The sequence below is a fragment of the Photobacterium profundum genome (assembly GCF_003026285.1).
In the GTDB taxonomy this organism is placed as follows: Bacteria; Pseudomonadota; Gammaproteobacteria; order Enterobacterales; family Vibrionaceae; genus Photobacterium; species Photobacterium profundum.
Map to the genome: position 1 here is coordinate 16,877 of NZ_PYOD01000023.1, position 18,323 is coordinate 35,199.

14 protein-coding genes and 11 tRNA genes are annotated in these 18,323 nt (G+C 42.9%); 23 read left to right on the forward strand and 2 right to left on the reverse strand.

All coding sequences use genetic code 11. From position 1 onward, the window contains the following. Nucleotides 1-3: 3 nt before the first annotated feature. Nucleotides 4-1,266 (reverse strand): glutamyl-tRNA reductase, encoded by a 1,263-nt coding sequence (gene hemA, locus C9J48_RS25640; RefSeq protein WP_006232760.1) that lies wholly within the window; start codon nucleotides 1,264-1,266, stop codon nucleotides 4-6. A gap of 385 nt (nucleotides 1,267-1,651) precedes the next feature. Between hemA and lolB the strand changes: the two genes are divergently transcribed. The 17 genes from lolB (at nucleotide 1,652) to C9J48_RS25725 (ending at nucleotide 10,173) form a co-directional block, all read left to right on the forward strand. Beyond that, on the forward strand, nucleotides 1,652-2,287 hold the full coding sequence (gene lolB, locus C9J48_RS25645) for a lipoprotein insertase outer membrane protein LolB (RefSeq protein WP_006232759.1): 636 nt from the start codon (nucleotides 1,652-1,654) through the stop codon (nucleotides 2,285-2,287). Continuing rightward, nucleotides 2,284-3,186 (forward strand): 4-(cytidine 5'-diphospho)-2-C-methyl-D-erythritol kinase, encoded by a 903-nt coding sequence (gene ispE, locus C9J48_RS25650; protein ID WP_006232758.1) that lies wholly within the window; start codon nucleotides 2,284-2,286, stop codon nucleotides 3,184-3,186. The genes lolB and ispE overlap by 4 nt, the downstream gene beginning before the upstream one ends. Before the next feature lie 32 nt (nucleotides 3,187-3,218). Next, nucleotides 3,219-4,166 (forward strand): ribose-phosphate pyrophosphokinase, encoded by a 948-nt coding sequence (locus C9J48_RS25655; RefSeq protein ID WP_006232757.1) that lies wholly within the window; start codon nucleotides 3,219-3,221, stop codon nucleotides 4,164-4,166. A gap of 255 nt (nucleotides 4,167-4,421) precedes the next feature. Continuing rightward, nucleotides 4,422-6,446 carry a bifunctional metallophosphatase/5'-nucleotidase gene (locus C9J48_RS25660; RefSeq protein ID WP_107281287.1) on the forward strand — a complete coding sequence of 675 codons (2,025 nt, stop codon included), beginning with the start codon at nucleotides 4,422-4,424 and terminating at the stop codon, nucleotides 6,444-6,446. 131 nt (nucleotides 6,447-6,577) lie between these two features. After that, nucleotides 6,578-7,168 carry an aminoacyl-tRNA hydrolase gene (pth, locus tag C9J48_RS25665; protein ID WP_006232754.1) on the forward strand — a complete coding sequence of 197 codons (591 nt, stop codon included), beginning with the start codon at nucleotides 6,578-6,580 and terminating at the stop codon, nucleotides 7,166-7,168. 103 nt (nucleotides 7,169-7,271) lie between these two features. After that, on the forward strand, nucleotides 7,272-8,363 hold the full coding sequence (gene ychF, locus C9J48_RS25670) for a redox-regulated ATPase YchF (protein ID WP_006232753.1): 1,092 nt from the start codon (nucleotides 7,272-7,274) through the stop codon (nucleotides 8,361-8,363). Between the two features lie 305 nt (nucleotides 8,364-8,668). Continuing rightward, a tRNA-Met gene (locus C9J48_RS25675) sits at nucleotides 8,669-8,745 on the forward strand. A gap of 49 nt (nucleotides 8,746-8,794) precedes the next feature. After that, nucleotides 8,795-8,879: transfer RNA gene (locus tag C9J48_RS25680), tRNA-Leu, on the forward strand. Between the two features lie 40 nt (nucleotides 8,880-8,919). Beyond that, a tRNA-Gln gene (locus C9J48_RS25685) sits at nucleotides 8,920-8,994 on the forward strand. A 67-nt stretch (nucleotides 8,995-9,061) separates the two neighbouring features. Beyond that, a tRNA-Met gene (locus C9J48_RS25690) sits at nucleotides 9,062-9,138 on the forward strand. Between the two features lie 49 nt (nucleotides 9,139-9,187). After that, nucleotides 9,188-9,272: transfer RNA gene (locus C9J48_RS25695), tRNA-Leu, on the forward strand. 40 nt (nucleotides 9,273-9,312) lie between these two features. Then, nucleotides 9,313-9,387: transfer RNA gene (locus C9J48_RS25700), tRNA-Gln, on the forward strand. Nucleotides 9,388-9,451: 64 nt separating this feature from the next. Next, nucleotides 9,452-9,528: transfer RNA gene (locus tag C9J48_RS25705), tRNA-Met, on the forward strand. A gap of 45 nt (nucleotides 9,529-9,573) precedes the next feature. Further along, a tRNA-Leu gene (locus C9J48_RS25710) sits at nucleotides 9,574-9,658 on the forward strand. A gap of 117 nt (nucleotides 9,659-9,775) precedes the next feature. Then, nucleotides 9,776-9,860 (forward strand) — tRNA-Leu (locus tag C9J48_RS25715). Nucleotides 9,861-9,930: 70 nt separating this feature from the next. Then, nucleotides 9,931-10,005, forward strand: a tRNA-Gln gene (locus C9J48_RS25720). A gap of 83 nt (nucleotides 10,006-10,088) precedes the next feature. Then, a tRNA-Leu gene (locus C9J48_RS25725) sits at nucleotides 10,089-10,173 on the forward strand. Nucleotides 10,174-10,375: 202 nt separating this feature from the next. Here C9J48_RS25725 and C9J48_RS25730 read toward each other — a convergent pair. After that, entirely contained in the window at nucleotides 10,376-11,536 is a 1,161-nt protein-coding gene (locus C9J48_RS25730) for a 2-octaprenyl-3-methyl-6-methoxy-1,4-benzoquinol hydroxylase (RefSeq protein ID WP_006232750.1), read from the reverse strand. A gap of 190 nt (nucleotides 11,537-11,726) precedes the next feature. On the opposite strand from C9J48_RS25730, the gene mtgA reads away from it, so the two are divergent. The 6 genes from mtgA (at nucleotide 11,727) to lnt (ending at nucleotide 18,268) form a co-directional block, all read left to right on the forward strand. Then, nucleotides 11,727-12,410, forward strand: coding sequence for a monofunctional biosynthetic peptidoglycan transglycosylase (gene mtgA / locus C9J48_RS25735; RefSeq protein WP_081450121.1), 684 nt, complete (start codon nucleotides 11,727-11,729; stop codon nucleotides 12,408-12,410). A 256-nt stretch (nucleotides 12,411-12,666) separates the two neighbouring features. Beyond that, nucleotides 12,667-14,091 (forward strand): tRNA (N6-isopentenyl adenosine(37)-C2)-methylthiotransferase MiaB, encoded by a 1,425-nt coding sequence (miaB, locus tag C9J48_RS25740; RefSeq protein WP_006232747.1) that lies wholly within the window; start codon nucleotides 12,667-12,669, stop codon nucleotides 14,089-14,091. A 114-nt stretch (nucleotides 14,092-14,205) separates the two neighbouring features. Next, nucleotides 14,206-15,267 (forward strand): PhoH family protein, encoded by a 1,062-nt coding sequence (locus tag C9J48_RS25745; RefSeq protein WP_006232746.1) that lies wholly within the window; start codon nucleotides 14,206-14,208, stop codon nucleotides 15,265-15,267. Between the two features lie 6 nt (nucleotides 15,268-15,273). Beyond that, nucleotides 15,274-15,738, forward strand: a complete 465-nt coding sequence (gene ybeY, locus C9J48_RS25750) for an rRNA maturation RNase YbeY (protein WP_006232745.1) — start codon at nucleotides 15,274-15,276, stop codon at nucleotides 15,736-15,738. 101 nt (nucleotides 15,739-15,839) lie between these two features. Then, nucleotides 15,840-16,712, forward strand: coding sequence for a CNNM family magnesium/cobalt transport protein CorC (gene corC / locus C9J48_RS25755; protein WP_006232744.1), 873 nt, complete (start codon nucleotides 15,840-15,842; stop codon nucleotides 16,710-16,712). A 2-nt stretch (nucleotides 16,713-16,714) separates the two neighbouring features. Further along, on the forward strand, nucleotides 16,715-18,268 hold the full coding sequence (gene lnt, locus C9J48_RS25760; protein ID WP_006232743.1) for an apolipoprotein N-acyltransferase: 1,554 nt from the start codon (nucleotides 16,715-16,717) through the stop codon (nucleotides 18,266-18,268). The last annotated feature ends 55 nt before the right edge of the window (nucleotides 18,269-18,323 follow it).

The window sequence follows — 18,323 nt, forward strand, 5'->3', positions numbered from 1 at the left end:
AAATTAATCTTTAATCGAGTCCAAACCCAGCGTTTCACGAATAACAGACAGTTTTTCCGGTTCACCATTGTGAGCCGCCTGCTGCATCGCACGGGTTGGCGCATGAATGAGTTTATTGGTCAATTTATTACTTAATTCAGCCAATACTTTCTCAGGAGCCACGCCATTAGCAATAGCTTGTAAGCTTCGGCTTAGCATGTCATTTTTGATATCATCGGCAAAACAACGATACTGACGAATACTATCGACAGCTTCCAGTGAACGTAACCAACTCATGAAAGCTGCACTTTCTTCACTGATAATTGCTTCCGCTTGGATGGCGGCTACCTTACGTTGTTCTCGGTTTTTTTCAATGATGCTGTGTAAGTCATCCACTGTATATAAATACACATCATTTAAATCACCTACTTCCGCTTCAACATCACGGGGAACCGCAATATCAACGAACAGCATTGGCTGATGTCGACGTGCTTTTATGGCTTTTTCTACCATACCTTTACCCACAATTGGTAAAGGGCTAGCCGTTGAACTAATCACAATATCTGCACGGTGTAAGTGTTCTGGTATATCTGGTAAGCCAATCACTTCTGCGCCAAACTCTTCAGCTAAATTGGCCGCTCGCTCTTTCGTTCGATTCGCAACAATTAACTTATTACAGCCTTGCTCGACTAAATGGCGAGAAACAAGTTCGATTGTTTCACCTGCCCCGACCAACAGCACAGTAGCATCAGAAAGAGACTCAAAAATTTGTTTGGCTAATGTACAAGCAGCGTAAGCAACCGATACAGCGTTTCCGCCAATATCCGTTTCAGTGCGAACACGCTTCGCAACAGTGAATGTTTTGTGGAACAGCTTTTCTAGTGTGCCATGAATTGCATCATACTCTTGCGAGGAAGAATATGACTGCTTTACTTGACCTAAAATCTGAGGTTCACCAAGTACTAACGAATCAAGCCCACAAGCAACGCGCATTAAATGGCGTGCAGCAGCTTGTTCTTCATGAAAATACAAACTTGGCAAAATCTCTTCTGCTGATAGCTGATGAAATTTCGCTAACCAGTCAATCATGACACCCGGGCCTGAATGCGTTACATCACAGTACACTTCCGTTCGGTTGCAAGTAGATACAATAATGCTACTTGTCACCTCAGGGTGTGACTCTAACTGCTGTAGCGCTTCTTTCAGTTTATCTGGTGAGAAAGCTACTTTTTCACGCAAATCGACAGAAGCTGTGTTGTGGTTTATACCTAATGCAAGCAGGGTCATGGAGACAGGTTACCAACTTCGCCAGTGAAAGATCTAAGGGGGGATTTTACTTGATGCCCCACCGTAATAAAAGGCAACAGATGTAATCGTTCCATGATAACCCCATATTTGTAGAGTATTAAATACAATATTTCCATGCATCTCCCCATGCAATACCCTTTTGACCAAGTATTAAACATCCTAGAAAAACGATGTAATCGTATGAATAGAAATAAAAAAACACAAATTAAAAACTAAATACCTTGTCTTAAACAAGTCAAAGATTCACCGCGTATAACAAAAAAAAAATTTATGATAAACACACCAATGAAATTACATTTTTATTTGGCTTATCGATTAATTAACGCTATTGTTTGCGCAAAAGCACTCATCGAGTCACTGTATTATGTCTGCAATATTTTCTACTCTAATTCCTGCTAAACGCTCATGGTATTTTATCGTTTTGCCACTTTGTTTATCCCTTCTTGCAGGCTGTGCGCAACAAGCACCAATAGCAACGACAACCGATTGGGCAACTCACGAGAAGGCCCTAGAAAACCTATCTCGATATGATGCCAAAGGAAAATTGGGCTATAAAGCACCGAAATTACGTTTTGGTGGCAATATGATTTGGCAAACAACACCCAATAGTGACAAATTGTTGTTAACCAATTTTCTAGGTAAAACATTACTTAAGTTAGACGCTACACCCAAAATGACAACCTTAGTTGATTATGATGGTAAGCAACACTCAGGCGCTGATGCATCAGAATTAGTTCGTGAATTAACCGGAATAAACCTGCCTATAGAACAAATGCGTGACTGGTTAATTGGTTTACCTACCGCTGCTGATACTTATCAACTGAACCCTCAAGATCGGGTGGCATACTTAGCAAAAAACGTCGATGGACAAACATGGGAAATGGATTATCAAGAATACGATTATTCCACTTATCCCTCGCTACCAAAGCGCATGGTGCTCACACAAGATAAACAACAAATCACTCTTATAATTAACGAGTGGGATATCCATAAGAAATGACAATGACTGTGAATAATCAATCAAATTACTCCCCTATTTTTAATCGTCAAACACGTTGGCCTTCTCCTGCAAAACTGAACCTTTTTTTATATATTACAGGACAACGACCGAACGGTTATCATGAGCTCCAAACGCTGTTTCAATTTTTAGATTATGGCGATACATTAACAATTACAGCAACCAATACATCGGCTATCACAATCAACCCAGCCATTGAAGGCGTGAACACCGAAGATAACCTTATCTATCGCGCTGCTGATGCATTGCGTCAAGCTACAGGGACGACATTTGGCGCTCATGTAGAAATTGATAAGATTTTACCGATGGGGGGAGGATTAGGCGGTGGCTCATCAAACGCTGCGACCACACTGATTGCACTCAATTACTTGTGGCAAACCCAGCTAGATTTAAATGAATTAGCGGATATTGGGCTTGCATTAGGAGCTGATGTACCCGTCTTTGTGAAAGGTTTAAGTGCATTTGCTGAAGGTGTGGGTGAAAAATTGCAGCCTGCCACGCCTAAAGAAAAATGGTTTTTAGTCACAAAACCAAATGTAAACATTGCAACTGTTGATATTTTCACCCATCCCGATTTAATTAGAAATACTGAAAAACGTAGTCTGGAAGCCCTTTTAGCAGGCGTTTACGAAAACGATTGCGAAAAAATTGTCAGAAGACTGCATCCCGAGGTTGATAAGGCGGTTTCGTGGCTGTTAGAATACGCGCCGTCGAGATTGACTGGCACAGGCGCTTGTGTGTTTGCTGAATTTAGCTCTCAACAAGAAGCTGATGCCATTTTAAAGAAATTACCTAACTGGCTCCACGGATTTGTCGCTAAAGGTGTTAATACATCTCCCCTGATGACAACCCTGCACGTACATTCTACGGATTGTCAGTAACTACAACTTGGACGCAACCTGAGGTTTCCACCGTGCCTGATATGAAGCTGTTTGCTGGTAACGCTACACCAGAACTAGCCCAACGCATTGCTGACCGTCTTTACATTTCACTAGGAGATGCGACAGTTAATCGTTTTTCCGATGGTGAAGTATGCGTTCAGATTAATGAAAACGTTCGTGGTAGTGACGTATTCATTATTCAATCAACTTGTGCGCCAACCAATGACAACCTAATGGAATTGGTTGTGATGATCGATGCACTACGCCGCGCTTCTGCTGGTCGTATTACTGCTGTAATTCCTTACTTCGGTTATGCTCGCCAAGATCGTCGCGTACGTTCTGCTCGTGTGCCAATCACAGCTAAAGTAGTTGCCGATTTCCTTTCTAACGTAGGTGTTGACCGCGTTCTAACTGTTGACTTACACGCAGAGCAAATTCAAGGCTTCTTCGATGTACCTGTAGACAACGTATTCGGTAGCCCAGTTCTTCTTGAAGACATACTAGCGAAAAACCTGGAAGATCCAGTGGTTGTTTCTCCAGATATCGGTGGTGTTGTACGTGCTCGTGCAATCGCTAAGCTACTTGATGATACTGATATTGCGATTATCGATAAACGTCGCCCACGTGCGAACGTTTCTCAGGTAATGCACCTTATCGGTGACGTTGAAGGGCGTGACTGTATCATCGTTGATGATATGATCGATACTGGCGGTACATTATGTAAAGCTGCAGAAGCACTTAAAGATCGTGGCGCTAAGCGTGTATTCGCTTATGCGACTCACCCTGTGTTCTCTGGTAGTGCCGTTAAGAACATCAGCGAATCAGTTATCGATGAAGTTATCGTGACTGACTCTATCCCACTGTCAAAAGAAATCGTAGCTACAGGCCGTGTATCTGTACTTACTCTTTCTGGCATGCTTGCTGAAGCGATTCGTCGTATCAGCAATGAAGAGTCTATTTCTGCGATGTTTGAGCACTAATCATTAGTTTGCTCAATAGATAAAATCTTTAAATGAAAACGCCTCCGTCATACGGGGGCGTTTTTTTATTTATTTTTATAAAACGAATCAAAAAAAATTAATACGAAATCTGTTTATTTCTCTACTAAGCCCTCAAAAATACACTTTACTCAAAACATTAGAGTCCCAGCTCCAACATTTGTCACATTAACAAGATAACCTCTTGTATATATTGCAGACCCTGCGTGATACACATCTAATAAAAAGGGACAAAGGATGAACTTTTCGAAACCATTAATTGTTTTATCAATCGGCTTAGCACTTGCTGGCTGTAACTCAGACAGCAACTCAACCACAGATAAAACACAGCCAGCGGCACCATTTGATTTAACCATTGCACATGTTAACGATACTCACTCTAGCTTTGACGCAGTAAAATCCAGTTTTAAAGTCGCCAAAACCACCGTGTACAACGAATTTGGTGGCCACCCTCGCCTACTGACCAAAGCTAACGCCTACAAAGAAGAAGCCAAAACTAACGACGACAGCATTCTATTTCTTCATGGCGGAGATGCGTGGCAAGGCAGCGCATATTTCAAGCTAAATGAAGGTAAAATGAATGCCGATATTCTAAGCCAAATGGGCCTAGATGCCATGGCTCTAGGTAACCATGAATTTGATCTTGATAATGAAAAACTAAACAGTTTTATTGGCTCAATTAATTTTCCTGTTCTTGCGGCAAACATCGACACAAGCAAAGATGCAGATCTGAAAGATCAAACCAACCTAAAGCCATACGTTGTTTATGCATTTAACGGCAACGAGAAAGAGTTGGTAACCGATCTGGACAACCTACCAGAAGGTAAGCAAATTGCAGCCATCTTCGGCTTGGTATTGGACGACATGCCAAATATTGCACCAAACACTGGGGATGTTGAATTCAAAGACATGGTGGAGTCAGCTCAATCAACCGTTGATATGCTAAAAACCAAGGGAATTAACAAAGTTATCGCAGTTACACACATCGGTAATGCCGTAGATTTAGACGTAGCGTCTAAAGTGAATGGTATCGATCTAATTGTAGGCGGTCACTCACACACCCTATTAGGGGACTTTACTAACCTAGGACTGTCTAACAACGGTACCTACGCCAAGATGGTAACCAACCCTGACGGTAAAGGTCTAACATGTGTTGTTCAGGCTGGTGAATACGCCCAGGCGATTGGTAAAACTGAAGTATCATTTGATGCCGAAGGCGAAATTACACGCTGTGGTGGTAACAATACCTTACTGACTAACGATGAGTTTTACGACGATGCTGCTCGAGATACTGGCAGCAAATTTACCGACCAAGAAACAGCAAGCGTTGTCAGCTTCATTGAAGGTCAAGATAATATCGCCGTTACAGAAGAAGAAGCTAAATTACGCGCTCACATTAATACCACATACAAGCCCGATTTTGATGCCGCCTACGGTGAAATCATTGCCATAGTACCAAATGATATCAACCACGAGCGTCGCCCTGGTGATGGTGGTACAGATGCACACGGCTCAGACGTAGCACCTATCGTTGCTGCAGGACAGTACTACTGGGCAGCGACTTCTGAGGTACAAACTATTCTTAACGCTAATGGCATCAACAGTGTCGACTTTTCTCTAGTCGGTGCTGGTGGTGTCCGTACCAATATTATGTCTGGTGACTACCGTGAAGGAAATGTATCTCTAGAACTTCTGCCTTTCTCGAACTTCATCTCAGTGCTACCAGTAGAAGGCTCTGTGATTAAAGATCTTATTGCTAGCACGATTGAAGCAACACTGCCAGAAGGCGCTCACGCTGGTAAATTCCCATACGGTGGTAATCTACGCTATACCTTTACCGAAACCGTAGCTGGCACATCCGGCAAACTAGACTCAGTCGAAGTCAATACTGGTACCCTTGAAGTGCCTGCATGGACTCCATTGGTAGATAATACGACCTACAACGTATCAATGAACAGCTACAACGCATCAGGCAATGACGGTTGGACAGCGCTATATGACGCACAAACAAGCGATTCTGGCCGAGTTGACCTTGCGTTTGTCGACGGAAAACTTACAGCCTTCCCTGTTAGCCATTTAGAAAAAGATGGCAATGACAAGACTATCGTCAAGTACGAAGGTGAAGATCTAGACTGTAAAGACGAGACTAAAGACATCGTATGTAATACCGACGCACAAGCAGTGATCGATTACATCGCAGCAGAGCAGAAGACCTTGACGCCAATCAGCTACGAAACTGTAACACTGAACCGCGTCAAGTAACCTCAAACAATTTACCCTGCGTAATAAAAATGCCTCGCACATGCGGGGCGTTTTTCGTCCTAACATATCAATCTTGGTCTGTTTGGTATAACATACGCGCGTTTTAAGCCCCTAAGACTTGAGAGACAAGCGTGAGTAATAATATTCGTCTATTAGTTGGCCTGGCAAATCCCGGTGCCGAGTATGCTAAAACCCGCCATAATGCGGGAGCATGGGTCGTACAAGAACTGGCTCGAGTGCACAATGTTACTCTACGAGAAGAATCAAAGTACTTCGGTGTAACTGGCAGAATCACAACAAATGGACAGGATCTTCGCTTGTTGATCCCAACAACATACATGAACCTATCAGGTAAATCGGTCGCTGCTTTAGCTAATTTTTTTCAAATCAAACCGGAAGAAATCCTTATTGCTCATGACGAACTCGATTTACCACCAGGCGTAGCTAAATTTAAAAAAGGCGGCGGACATGGTGGTCATAACGGCTTACGTGACACTATAAGCAAAATGGGTAACAACAAAGAATTCTATCGCTTGCGTGTTGGTATTGGGCATCCAGGCGATAAAAATAAGGTTGCAAACTTTGTGCTAGGCAAAGCACCAGTCAAAGAACAAGAGTGTATTGATGCCGCTGTTGATGAAGCAGTCCGCTGCATGGATATCTTGTTAAATGATGGGCTGAACAAAGCGCAAAACAGACTACATTCATTCAAAGCTGAATAAGTCTACACTCTACTTTTTAAATAACGATTCAACTTGCTGTTACTTCAAAAGATAACAACGAGATAGGTCGCTACGAAGATAATTACCAAAAGGGTTTCAAGCCATGGGTTTTAAATGCGGTATCGTTGGTCTACCAAACGTTGGTAAGTCCACACTATTCAATGCCTTAACTAAGGCTGGTATCGAAGCAGCAAACTTCCCGTTCTGTACTATCGAACCAAACACCGGCGTTGTACCTGTGCCAGATCTGCGTTTGGCTGCATTAGCAGAGATTGTTAAGCCAGAACGTATTCTGCCAACAACAATGGAATTTGTTGATATTGCGGGTCTAGTTGCTGGCGCATCGAAAGGCGAAGGTCTTGGTAACAAGTTCCTTGCTAACATTCGTGAAACTGATGCGATTGGTCACGTTGTTCGTTGTTTTGAAGATGACAACATTGTTCACGTAGCAGGAAAAATTAACCCTCTTGAAGATATCGAAGTTATCAACCTTGAGCTAGCGTTGGCTGATCTTGATACCTGTGAGCGTGCTATTTTCCGTCAGGCTAAAAGAGCGAAAGGCGGCGATAGCGAAGCTAAGTACGAAATTGCTGTTCTTGAAAAAATGCTACCAACATTGACTGAAGGCGGCATGGTGCGTTCTATCGAGTTATCGAAAGAAGAACTCGCAGCAATTGAATACCTACACTTCTTAACTGTAAAACCGACAATGTATATCGCAAACGTAAGCGAAGATGGTTTTGAAAATAACCCATTCCTAGACTTAGTTGTTGAATATGCCACGAAAGAAAATGCGATTGTCGTTCCTATCTGCGCAGCTATTGAATCTGAAATTGCTGAACTAGAAGATGCAGACCGTGAAGAATTCCTCGCTGACATGGGAATCGAAGAACCGGGCCTAAACCGCGTAATTCGTTCTGGTTATGAGCTACTCACTCTGCAAACATATTTCACTGCCGGTGTTAAAGAAGTTCGCGCATGGACAATCCCTGTTGGTGCAACAGCACCACAAGCAGCAGGTAAGATCCACACTGATTTTGAAAAAGGCTTCATTCGTGCTGAAGTTATTGGATACGATTCGTTCATCGAATTCAAAGGCGAAAGCGGCGCTAAAGATGCAGGTAAATGGCGTCTAGAAGGTAAAGATTACATTGTTAAAGATGGCGATGTAGTTCACTTCCGCTTCAACGTTTAAGGTAATTACTGACGAACATCAGCTTTTATCGCCCTAACACTATAAGCTAGCAGAAATGCTAGCTTATTTTTTATCTCTCGATAAATAATATGATAATCAGTAGCCTTTCGCGTTTGAACGATCTGGGATAAAAAATTGGTTTTCAGTTTGCCATTCGCCCATTTCGCCCAAATAACAGTCGAACAAACGAATTTTAGGTAGATATTAAAAAAAACTGTTGACGGTTTTTGCTGGTATGAGCATAATGCGCCCCGTTCCCAAGACAGTGTTCACTCGTGAATATGGTCAAAAAGAACAAGAAACATGGCTACGTAGCTCAGTTGGTTAGAGCACATCACTCATAATGATGGGGTCACAGGTTCGAATCCCGTCGTAGCCACCATCTTCACTCTTTTAGAGATGAAGCATCGCAAGATGTAAAATTACCAGATGCGGAAGTGGCGGAATTGGTAGACGCACCAGATTTAGGTTCTGGCGCCGCAAGGTGTGAGAGTTCAAGTCTCTCCTTCCGCACCATTCTCTTTGCGAAGAGAACTGTTCTTAAATGAACAACTGTAGGGCTATCGCCAAGCGGTAAGGCAGCGGCTTTTGATGCCGCCATCCCCTGGTTCGAATCCAGGTAGCCCTGCCACATTTAATTATGTGGCTTAATTGCTTTCTTTTTTAAGTAGCAAATAATTAAGCGGCATAAATAAAATGGCTACGTAGCTCAGTTGGTTAGAGCACATCACTCATAATGATGGGGTCACAGGTTCGAATCCCGTCGTAGCCACCATCTTCACTCTTTTAGAGATGAAGCATCGCAAGATGTAAAATTACCAGATGCGGAAGTGGCGGAATTGGTAGACGCACCAGATTTAGGTTCTGGCGCCGCAAGGTGTGAGAGTTCAAGTCTCTCCTTCCGCACCATTCTCTTTGCGAAGAGAACTGTTCTTAAATGAACAACTGTAGGGCTATCGCCAAGCGGTAAGGCAGCGGCTTTTGATGCCGCCATCCCCTGGTTCGAATCCAGGTAGCCCTGCCACATTTTATTATGTGGCTTGATTACTTCTTTTTAGAAGACTCATAGTTAAGCGGCATAAATAAATGGCTACGTAGCTCAGTTGGTTAGAGCACATCACTCATAATGATGGGGTCACAGGTTCGAATCCCGTCGTAGCCACCATTTCTCTTCTCTTTTTGAGACGATTTATGGTAAAAGTATAAATACGCGGAAGTGGCGGAATTGGTAGACGCACCAGATTTAGGTTCTGGCGCCGCAAGGTGTGAGAGTTCAAGTCTCTCCTTCCGCACCATTTATACTTTGTGACTGTGATTTATCACAGTAATACAGATTGAGCTTTACCAGTTCTTCAATCTGTACAATAAGCTCTAGAGAACACTCAATCGAATTTATTCGAATGAGACAATATGCGGAAGTGGCGGAATTGGTAGACGCACCAGATTTAGGTTCTGGCGCCGCAAGGTGTGAGAGTTCAAGTCTCTCCTTCCGCACCATTCTCTAAAGACTTATTATTCTCTTTAACTAGAGAGCTGTTCTTAAGTGCATCTTTTGAACAAACAATGTAGGGCTATCGCCAAGCGGTAAGGCAGCGGCTTTTGATGCCGCCATCCCCTGGTTCGAATCCAGGTAGCCCTGCCACATTTTATTATGTGGCTTGATTACTTCTTACCAAGAAGACGTATAGTTAAGCGATGTAAGCTCGTTAAGAGCAAATGAAATATGCGGAAGTGGCGGAATTGGTAGACGCACCAGATTTAGGTTCTGGCGCCGCAAGGTGTGAGAGTTCAAGTCTCTCCTTCCGCACCATTATTCTTTCTGATGAAAGAAATGAGAAACCCATCTTTTGGTGGGTTTTCTTATGTCTGCAGTATAATAAACACTGTAGCAATAAAGATTTTACAACCTACAAAATGATCGTATCTCTCTGGTTGTTAAGCCGAATGATTTAATATCATTCGGCTTTTTCTTTATCTACTGACTACTACTCGCCAATAACGACAAAGACCAATCATATTCCCATCGCATATTTCAGTACTTGCTTCTTTAATGGTCCAGTATGTTCTGCTAACTTAAGTGCCACATTCCGAGCCAACTTCAATGGAAATAATGAATTACTGAACGTGGTATAAAAAACATCCATCCCCGTTTGCATTAATAAATTATCAGGACGACGACGACGCTCGTAAGCTTTTAATACTGAAATATTAGGCCACTCTTTATCGGCTTTCTCAATTTCATGTAATAACGTATCAACGTCTTTAAAACCGAGATTCACACCCTGCCCAGCTAATGGATTAATCGTATGAGCAGCATCACCAAGAAGCACAACATTCGATTTATAGTAATGCTGTGCATGGCGACGGGTTAACGGAAAGCTACCGTGGTTTAGTACTTTAAACTCACCCAACTCTTTCGGAAAGTGGGCTTCAACCTCACTATGAAGTTGTATTTCACTCATGGCGCTTAATTGCTTAATGCGTTTTGGACTGTCATACCAAACTAAAGAGCCTTGGTGTCCAGTAAGCGGTAGAAATGAGCGAGGACCACGTGGGGTAAACATTTGCCACGTGATATCTTGTTGAGGTAAAGCCGTTTCAACATTGATTAGCATACAGTGTTGACGATAATCCCATGCGGTAATACCAATACCAGCTTGCTTACGCACCTGAGAATTAGCCCCATCAGCACCAACCAATAATTTAGCCTGTAGATGACGACCATCATCTAACTCTACGCAATAACCATCGGTAGTAGAGTATGAATGTGCCATACGTGCAGGGCAAAGTAGGGTTAAATTGGAGTACGAATCGAATTGACGCCATAAGCCTAGTTGGATAATACGATTCTCAACAATATACCCAAGGCGATCAAGGTTCATTTCATCAGCATTAAAACGCGTACGACACTCAGGGTGTTCCCATGTTTCTAATCGCTTAAAAGGGCATAAGCGCATCTTCATAATGCCATCCCATGCGCCTAGCCGAGTAAGCAATGCGATAGAGTTGGGAGAGATCGCTGAAACACGTAAGTCCATCGCTTGTTGAGGTTCAAATGATTCTGGCGCTTTACCTTCAATCACGGCAACGCTTAGCCCTTGCTGTGCTAGCCCTAGTGCAGTTGCTGCACCAATCATTCCTCCACCCGCTACAATGACATCATATTGTTCCATATCCACTTCCATCTCTATGCTTAATGACACTTTCATTTTACCCAATTCTAACTGTGATGCGCTGATTATTAATACATTAACTCTACATTTATCAGCTACCCATCAAGGTATTACTGATAAGATGAAAATTTGAATACTCGATTTTAATTGACTACGATGGGGCTAGAAGCCACTAATCATTTGAAATACATTGTCTAAAGTAAAACGGTTTATCTACAAAGCACTGGCTTTTATATTGCTTTTTCCTATTGCCTTAGTGGTTATAGGTAAGTTTGTTGACCCACCTATTTGGGGTTGGAAAATTCATCGTACGCTTTTCCCACCCAGTGATTACCCTTCCCAATCGACACATCAATGGGTCGAGCTAAACGCTATATCTAAAAATGCACAACTAGCTGTTATCGCTTCTGAAGATCAAACTTTCCCTCAGCATATTGGTGTCGATCTCAATGCGATCCTAATGGTGGTAAAACAAAGTGGCGCTGAAGGCCCCAGTAGAGGGGCAAGTACCATAACGCAGCAAACAGCCAAGAATGTTTACCTTTTCCCTGCCCATTCCTTTATTCGAAAAGGGGTTGAACTGTACTTTTCCGTATTAATGGAACTTATTTGGGGAAAGAGCCGTATATTAGAAGTGTATCTAAATGTGATTGAGTTTGGCCCAGGCTTATATGGTATAGAAGCGGCAAGTCAAAACTACTTTGCAATACCAGCCAGTCGATTATCCGCTCAACAGGCGGCACAGTTAGCAGCAGTGTTACCTAACCCCTATAAGATCAAAGCTAACCCAATGAGCCAATATGTATATACTCGGAGCCATTGGATTACGAAACAAATGCGGCAGCTTGGGATGGGTACCTTAAACCAACTTTAACACTATCGTTTCATCTAGGTTATTAAAGTACAAAGCTAAAGTTAAACACTAACAAGTAACCGACGATTCTTTTATCTGCCCTGTTTTAAAACCACAATTTATTCGGGGTGGTGATGATCTAGTCAGACCGAGCGTAAAGCAGTACAATACGCGGCTTGCTAACGGTTAGCTGCTATTGTCAGCGATAAACCTGTAAGAGCAACGTACCCTGCGATGTTGAATGCAACGAATAAACACTACGAGTGAAGAGTTAGACATGCCTAAGAAACTGCTGATTAAAACCTGGGGCTGCCAGATGAACGAATACGATTCATCTAAAATGGCAGATCTTCTCAATGCTGCCAACGGCTTCGAGCTAACAGAAGTCCCAGAAGAAGCAGATGTGCTGCTGCTTAACACCTGTTCTATCCGCGAAAAGGCACAAGAAAAAGTGTTCCACCAGCTAGGTCGCTGGAAACGCTTAAAAGAAAAGAAGCCTGATCTTGTGATTGGTGTTGGTGGTTGTGTTGCGACACAAGAAGGCGATTCTATTCGCAAACGTGCACCGTATGTGGATGTGATCTTTGGTCCACAAACCCTGCACCGTTTACCACAGATGATCAAAAACTCTCAATCTAATCACGGACCAGTGATGGATATTTCTTTTCCAGAGGTTGAGAAGTTTGACAACTTACCAGAACCACGTGCTGACGGGGCAACAGCCTTCGTTTCAATCATGGAAGGTTGCTCAAAGTACTGTACTTACTGTGTAGTGCCTTATACACGTGGCGAAGAAGTTAGTCGCCCAATAGATGACGTTCTTTATGAAATCGCTCAACTTGCAGAGCAAGGCGTTCGTGAAGTTAATCTATTAGGTCAAAACGTAAATGCTTTCCGTGGTCCAACTCACGATGGCGATATGGCGACATTTGCAGAATTACTACGTTTAGTTGCCGCGATTGATGGTATCGACCGTATTCGTTACACCACCAGCCACCCAATCGAATTTACAGACGATATCATTGATGTTTATACCGATACGCCAGAGCTTGTAAACTATTTGCACCTACCAGTACAAAGTGGCTCAGATCGAATTCTAACGATGATGAAGCGCCCTCACACTGTTCTTGAGTACAAATCTAAAATTCGCAAGCTGCGTAAAGTGCGTCCAGATATCACAATGAGTTCAGACTTTATCGTTGCGTTCCCTGGTGAAAGCGACCAAGACTTCCAAGATACGATGAAACTGATCCGCGATATTGATTTTGATATTAGTTACAGCTTTGTCTTCTCTCCACGTCCGGGTACGCCTGCAGCTGATTATCCGTGTGACATCCCAGAAGAAGTTAAAAAAGAACGCTTGTATGAACTGCAACAACAGATCAATACTCAAGCTATGCGTCATGCGCGCCAAATGTTAAATACCGAGCAGCGTATTCTTGTTGAAGGACCTTCTCGTAAAAACATTATGGAATTACGCGGTCGTACCGAGAACAACCGCATTGTAAACTTTGAAGGCTCTGCTGAATTAATTGGTCAATTTGTTGATGTAAACATCATTGACGTATTCACTAACTCACTACGTGGTGAATTAGTGCGTACTGAAGCAGAAATGGATCTACGTGTTGCCATGACACCGTTAGAAGTCATGGAAAAAGCACGCAAAGAAGATGAATTGGGTGTAGGCGTATATACTCCGTAATAAGACCTGTGTCTAAAGACGAGAATATGACGTCAGTCTGAAATGAAAGTAGGACACATGCCCTGAAAAATATGGTCGTCTGCTGTGGCAGACGACCTCAATGAGAGGCAAACCTTGAGCAAAATCATTACTGTAGAATTTAATTTAGAACCCGCAAATAACCAAAGACTAGCCAGTATTTGCGGCCCTTTCGACGATAATATCAAACAACTAGAACGTCGCATGGGTGTTGAAATAAACCACCGTAGCAACAGCTTCAGTGTTGTAGGACAAGTTCACACCGCCGAGGCGACAGCCGTAATCATCAAAGATTTATACGTTGATACTGCGCCCGTTCACAACAATATTCCAGATATCGAACCCGATCATATCCACTTAGCCATTAAAGAATCTGGTGTTTTAGAGCAAACAACAGAATCAAGCATTCCCTTTGGCAAAGAGATCCACATTAAAACCAAAAAAGGCGTGATCAAGCCTCGCACACCGAATCAAGCACAATACATCACTAACATGGTTAGTCATGATATTACGTTTGGTGTAGGCCCAGCTGGTACGGGTAAAACTTACCTTGCCGTTGCTGCAGCGGTTGATGCATTAGAGCGTCAAGAGGTTCGTCGCATCCTACTTACCCGCCCTGCAGTTGAAGCAGGAGAAAAACTCGGCTTCTTGCCTGGCGATCTAAGCCAGAAGGTGGATCCTTATCTACGTCCTCTTTACGATGCCTTATTTGAAATGCTCGGCTTTGAACGCGTAGAAAAATTAATTGAACGAAATGTTATTGAAGTTGCCCCATTAGCATATATGCGTGGACGTACTTTAAATGATGCATTCATTATTTTAGATGAGAGTCAAAATACTACAGTAGAACAAATGAAAATGTTCTTAACCCGTATTGGCTTTAACTCTCGAGCAGTAATCACCGGTGATGTGACTCAAATTGATTTACCTCGTGGTGCCCGTTCTGGTTTGCGTCATGCGATTGAAGTACTCTCTGAAGTAGACGAGATTAGCTTTAATTTTTTCCAAGCGGCTGATGTCGTTCGACACCCAGTGGTTGCACGTATCGTACTCGCTTATGAAGCGTGGGAATCAGAAGATCAGAAACAAAAGAAACAAGCAGAACAACGTCGCCGTGAAGAGTTTGCGGCAAGCCAAGTAACAGAAGTTGAGAAATAATACCTCATGGCAACATACTTAGATTTACAGTACGCGACAGAAAACCAAGAAGGTCTTCCTTCTGAAGATGAGTTTCAACAATGGTTTGAGGCGGCTGTTACTCTTTTTCAATCCGATGCAGAAATCACCATTCGTATTGTTGATGTAAAAGAAAGCCAGGCATTAAACCTTGAATATCGTGGTAAAGACAAGCCCACTAATGTGTTGTCTTTCCCCTTTGAAACCCCACCAGGCATAGAGCTCGATCTTCTTGGTGATCTCATTATTTGTCGTCAGGTTGTTGAAATTGAGGCAAAAGAGCAAGATAAACCACTCAATGCTCATTGGGCACATATGGTTGTACACGGCACTCTTCATCTGCTAGGTTATGATCATATTGAAGATGAGGAAGCAGAAGAGATGGAGTCTTTAGAGACTGAAATCATCGAAAAAATGGGCTTTGCTGATCCATTTGCTGCTGAAAAAGAATAGTTAATACAGAAAACCGTTATTCGCTTGTTACAATAAGCGAATAACATCTCCGTGGACATGTCCACTTAGCTGACATACTAGCTATTTGCTGAAAGTAAATAATGAACGAAGATAACCCCCAAAATTCTGAAGGTCCGAGTAGAAAGTCCTTCTTTGAACGTATCGGTCAGTTGTTCCAAGGCGAACCACAGAACCGAGAAGAGCTGGTTGAAGTTTTCCGTGATTCAGAAGAAAACGATCTGATTGACCACGACACCCGCGACATGCTCGAAGGTGTGATGGAAATAGCAGAAATGCGAGTGCGTGACATTATGATCCCACGCTCTCAGATCATCACCATCGAACGTTCTCAGAAGTTAGAAGATCTTATTAATTTGATCGTAGATGCACAGCACTCTCGCTACCCTGTCATCAGTGATGATAAGGATCATGTAGAAGGTATTTTACTGGCAAAAGATTTGCTACGCTACCTACTGCCTGATAGTGAGCCTTTCGACATGGATAAAGTTCTGCGTCCGGCCGTTGTTGTACCGGAAAGCAAGCGTGTCGATCGCCTATTGAAAGAGTTCCGTGAAGAACGCTACCACATGGCGATTGTTGTCGATGAATTTGGCGGCGTCTCTGGTGTTATCACCATCGAAGATATCTTGGAGCAAATCGTTGGCGAAATCGAAGATGAATTCGACGACGAAGAAGAACAAGAAATTCGTCAGTTAAGTAAACACACATACGCGGTAAAAGCACTGACTACTATCGATGATTTCAACGATATGTTCCAAACTACATACAGCGATGAAGAAGTCGATACTGTAGGTGGTCTGGTTATGACCAGTTTTGGTCACCTTCCCTCTCGAGGAGAAGTCGTTGAACTCGGTGGCTACTCATTTAAAGTGACTTCTGCCGATAATCGCCGTGTTATACAGTTACAAGTAACTGTACCTAACAAGGCCTATCAACCGACAATCACTTCTTAATAATGACCAAAAAATCATTCTTTTCGTTAGGACGGCTATTATTAGCCGTTCCAGCGGGCGCAATTGCGACCCTCTCCTTCGCTCCCTATAATTATTGGTTGTTAGCACCAGTTTCAATTGCATTACTGTTATGGCTGTTACAAGAGCAAACAGTAAAGCGTTCTGGGTTAATTGGCTTTTTATGGGGCTTAGGGCTCTTTGGCACAGGTATTAGCTGGGTACACGTTAGTATTGATACTTTCGGTGGTATGCCCAAGATTGCCAGTGTCTTCTTAATGTCGTCACTGATCAGTTACCTCGCTTTATACCCCGCTGCTTTTGGCGCCCTTTTCAATCGTTTTAACCGTGGACGGCCATTTCATCAGTTGATGCTCAGTGGCCCTGTTATTTGGTTGCTGCTTGATTGGGTCAGAGGCTGGGCATTAACAGGCTTCCCTTGGTTATGGATGGGTTATGGTCAAATAGATAGCCCACTCGCCTCATTAGCACCTATTTTAGGCGTTGAAGGAATCACCCTCGCCTTAGTATTAATGTCAGGCGCACTTGTCGCCTCTGTGGTTTACCGTAACTGGAAGCCACTGATGGTACCTATGATCATCATGACATTGACGTGGGCTGCAAGTACGGTGAGTTGGGTGGTTCCAGATCCAACGAAAAACCTCGATGTCGCCTTGATTCAAGGTAATGTTCCACAAGAGCTAAAATGGCTGCCGAGTGAACGTTGGCCGACATTAATGAAGTACACTGATCTTACCCGTGAAAATTGGGATGCGGATATCATTGTGTGGCCTGAAGCGGCAATTCCAGCTTTAGAAGCACATCTTCCAACGTTCTTACAGAATCTCGACAGTGCTGCCCGCAATAACAACAGTACGGTTATTACGGGAGTCTTAGATCAAAAAGAAGATGGGCAATATTTCAATAATATTCTCACTCTGGGTAAAAATGCAGATGGACCTTATCAATACGATAAGGCCACTCGTTATAGCAAGCATCACTTATTACCATTTGGTGAGTTTGTACCATTTGGCGATTTATTGCGCCCTATAGCACCTTTTTTCAACTTACCGATGTCTTCGTTCAGTCGTGGTGATTTAGTTCAACCGAATTTGGAAGCCAATGGCTACTCAATCGCACCAGCACTGTGTTACGAAGTCGCATTCAGTGAACAAGTTCGAAAAAATGTGAATATCGATACCGAGTTACTACTGACCTTATCGAACGATGCATGGTTTGGCACATCCATTGGACCATTTCAGCATATGGAAATAGCGCAGATGCGGGCACTAGAACTCGGCAAACCGTTAATCCGTTCTACCAATACAGGGATCACTGCTGTTGTTGACTATACCGGTCAAATCACCGAACAAATTCCACAATTTGAAACGGCAGTGCTTCGGGCAACAATTACACCTACTGAAGGCTTAACGCCCTACACAACTCTGGGTAGCTGGCCATTGTATTTCTATTCATTATGGTCACTAACCTTATCGATGATATTAATTCGACGCCGTTCTGGTCGTTTTAGAGATACAAGGCCGGTAGAAACTGAATAAAGGCTGAAAATAAATCAAAAAGGCGAAGATTAACTCTTCGCCTTTTTTTTCATTT

Excerpts from the sequence above, each read along its gene's own strand:
- lolB (WP_006232759.1), top strand. The coding sequence starts at position 1,652 with ATGTCTGCAATATTTTCTACTCTAATTCCTGCTAAACGCTCATGGTAT.
- ispE (WP_006232758.1), top strand. The coding sequence starts at position 2,284 with ATGACAATGACTGTGAATAATCAATCAAATTACTCCCCTATTTTTAAT.
- ybeY (WP_006232745.1), top strand. The coding sequence starts at position 15,274 with ATGGCAACATACTTAGATTTACAGTACGCGACAGAAAACCAAGAAGGT.
- miaB (WP_006232747.1), top strand. The coding sequence starts at position 12,667 with ATGCCTAAGAAACTGCTGATTAAAACCTGGGGCTGCCAGATGAACGAA.
- corC (WP_006232744.1), top strand. The coding sequence starts at position 15,840 with ATGAACGAAGATAACCCCCAAAATTCTGAAGGTCCGAGTAGAAAGTCC.
- C9J48_RS25730 (WP_006232750.1), bottom strand. The coding sequence starts at position 11,536 with ATGGAACAATATGATGTCATTGTAGCGGGTGGAGGAATGATTGGTGCA.
- hemA (WP_006232760.1), bottom strand. The coding sequence starts at position 1,266 with ATGACCCTGCTTGCATTAGGTATAAACCACAACACAGCTTCTGTCGAT.
- lnt (WP_006232743.1), top strand. The coding sequence starts at position 16,715 with ATGACCAAAAAATCATTCTTTTCGTTAGGACGGCTATTATTAGCCGTT.
- C9J48_RS25660 (WP_107281287.1), top strand. The coding sequence starts at position 4,422 with ATGAACTTTTCGAAACCATTAATTGTTTTATCAATCGGCTTAGCACTT.
- ychF (WP_006232753.1), top strand. The coding sequence starts at position 7,272 with ATGGGTTTTAAATGCGGTATCGTTGGTCTACCAAACGTTGGTAAGTCC.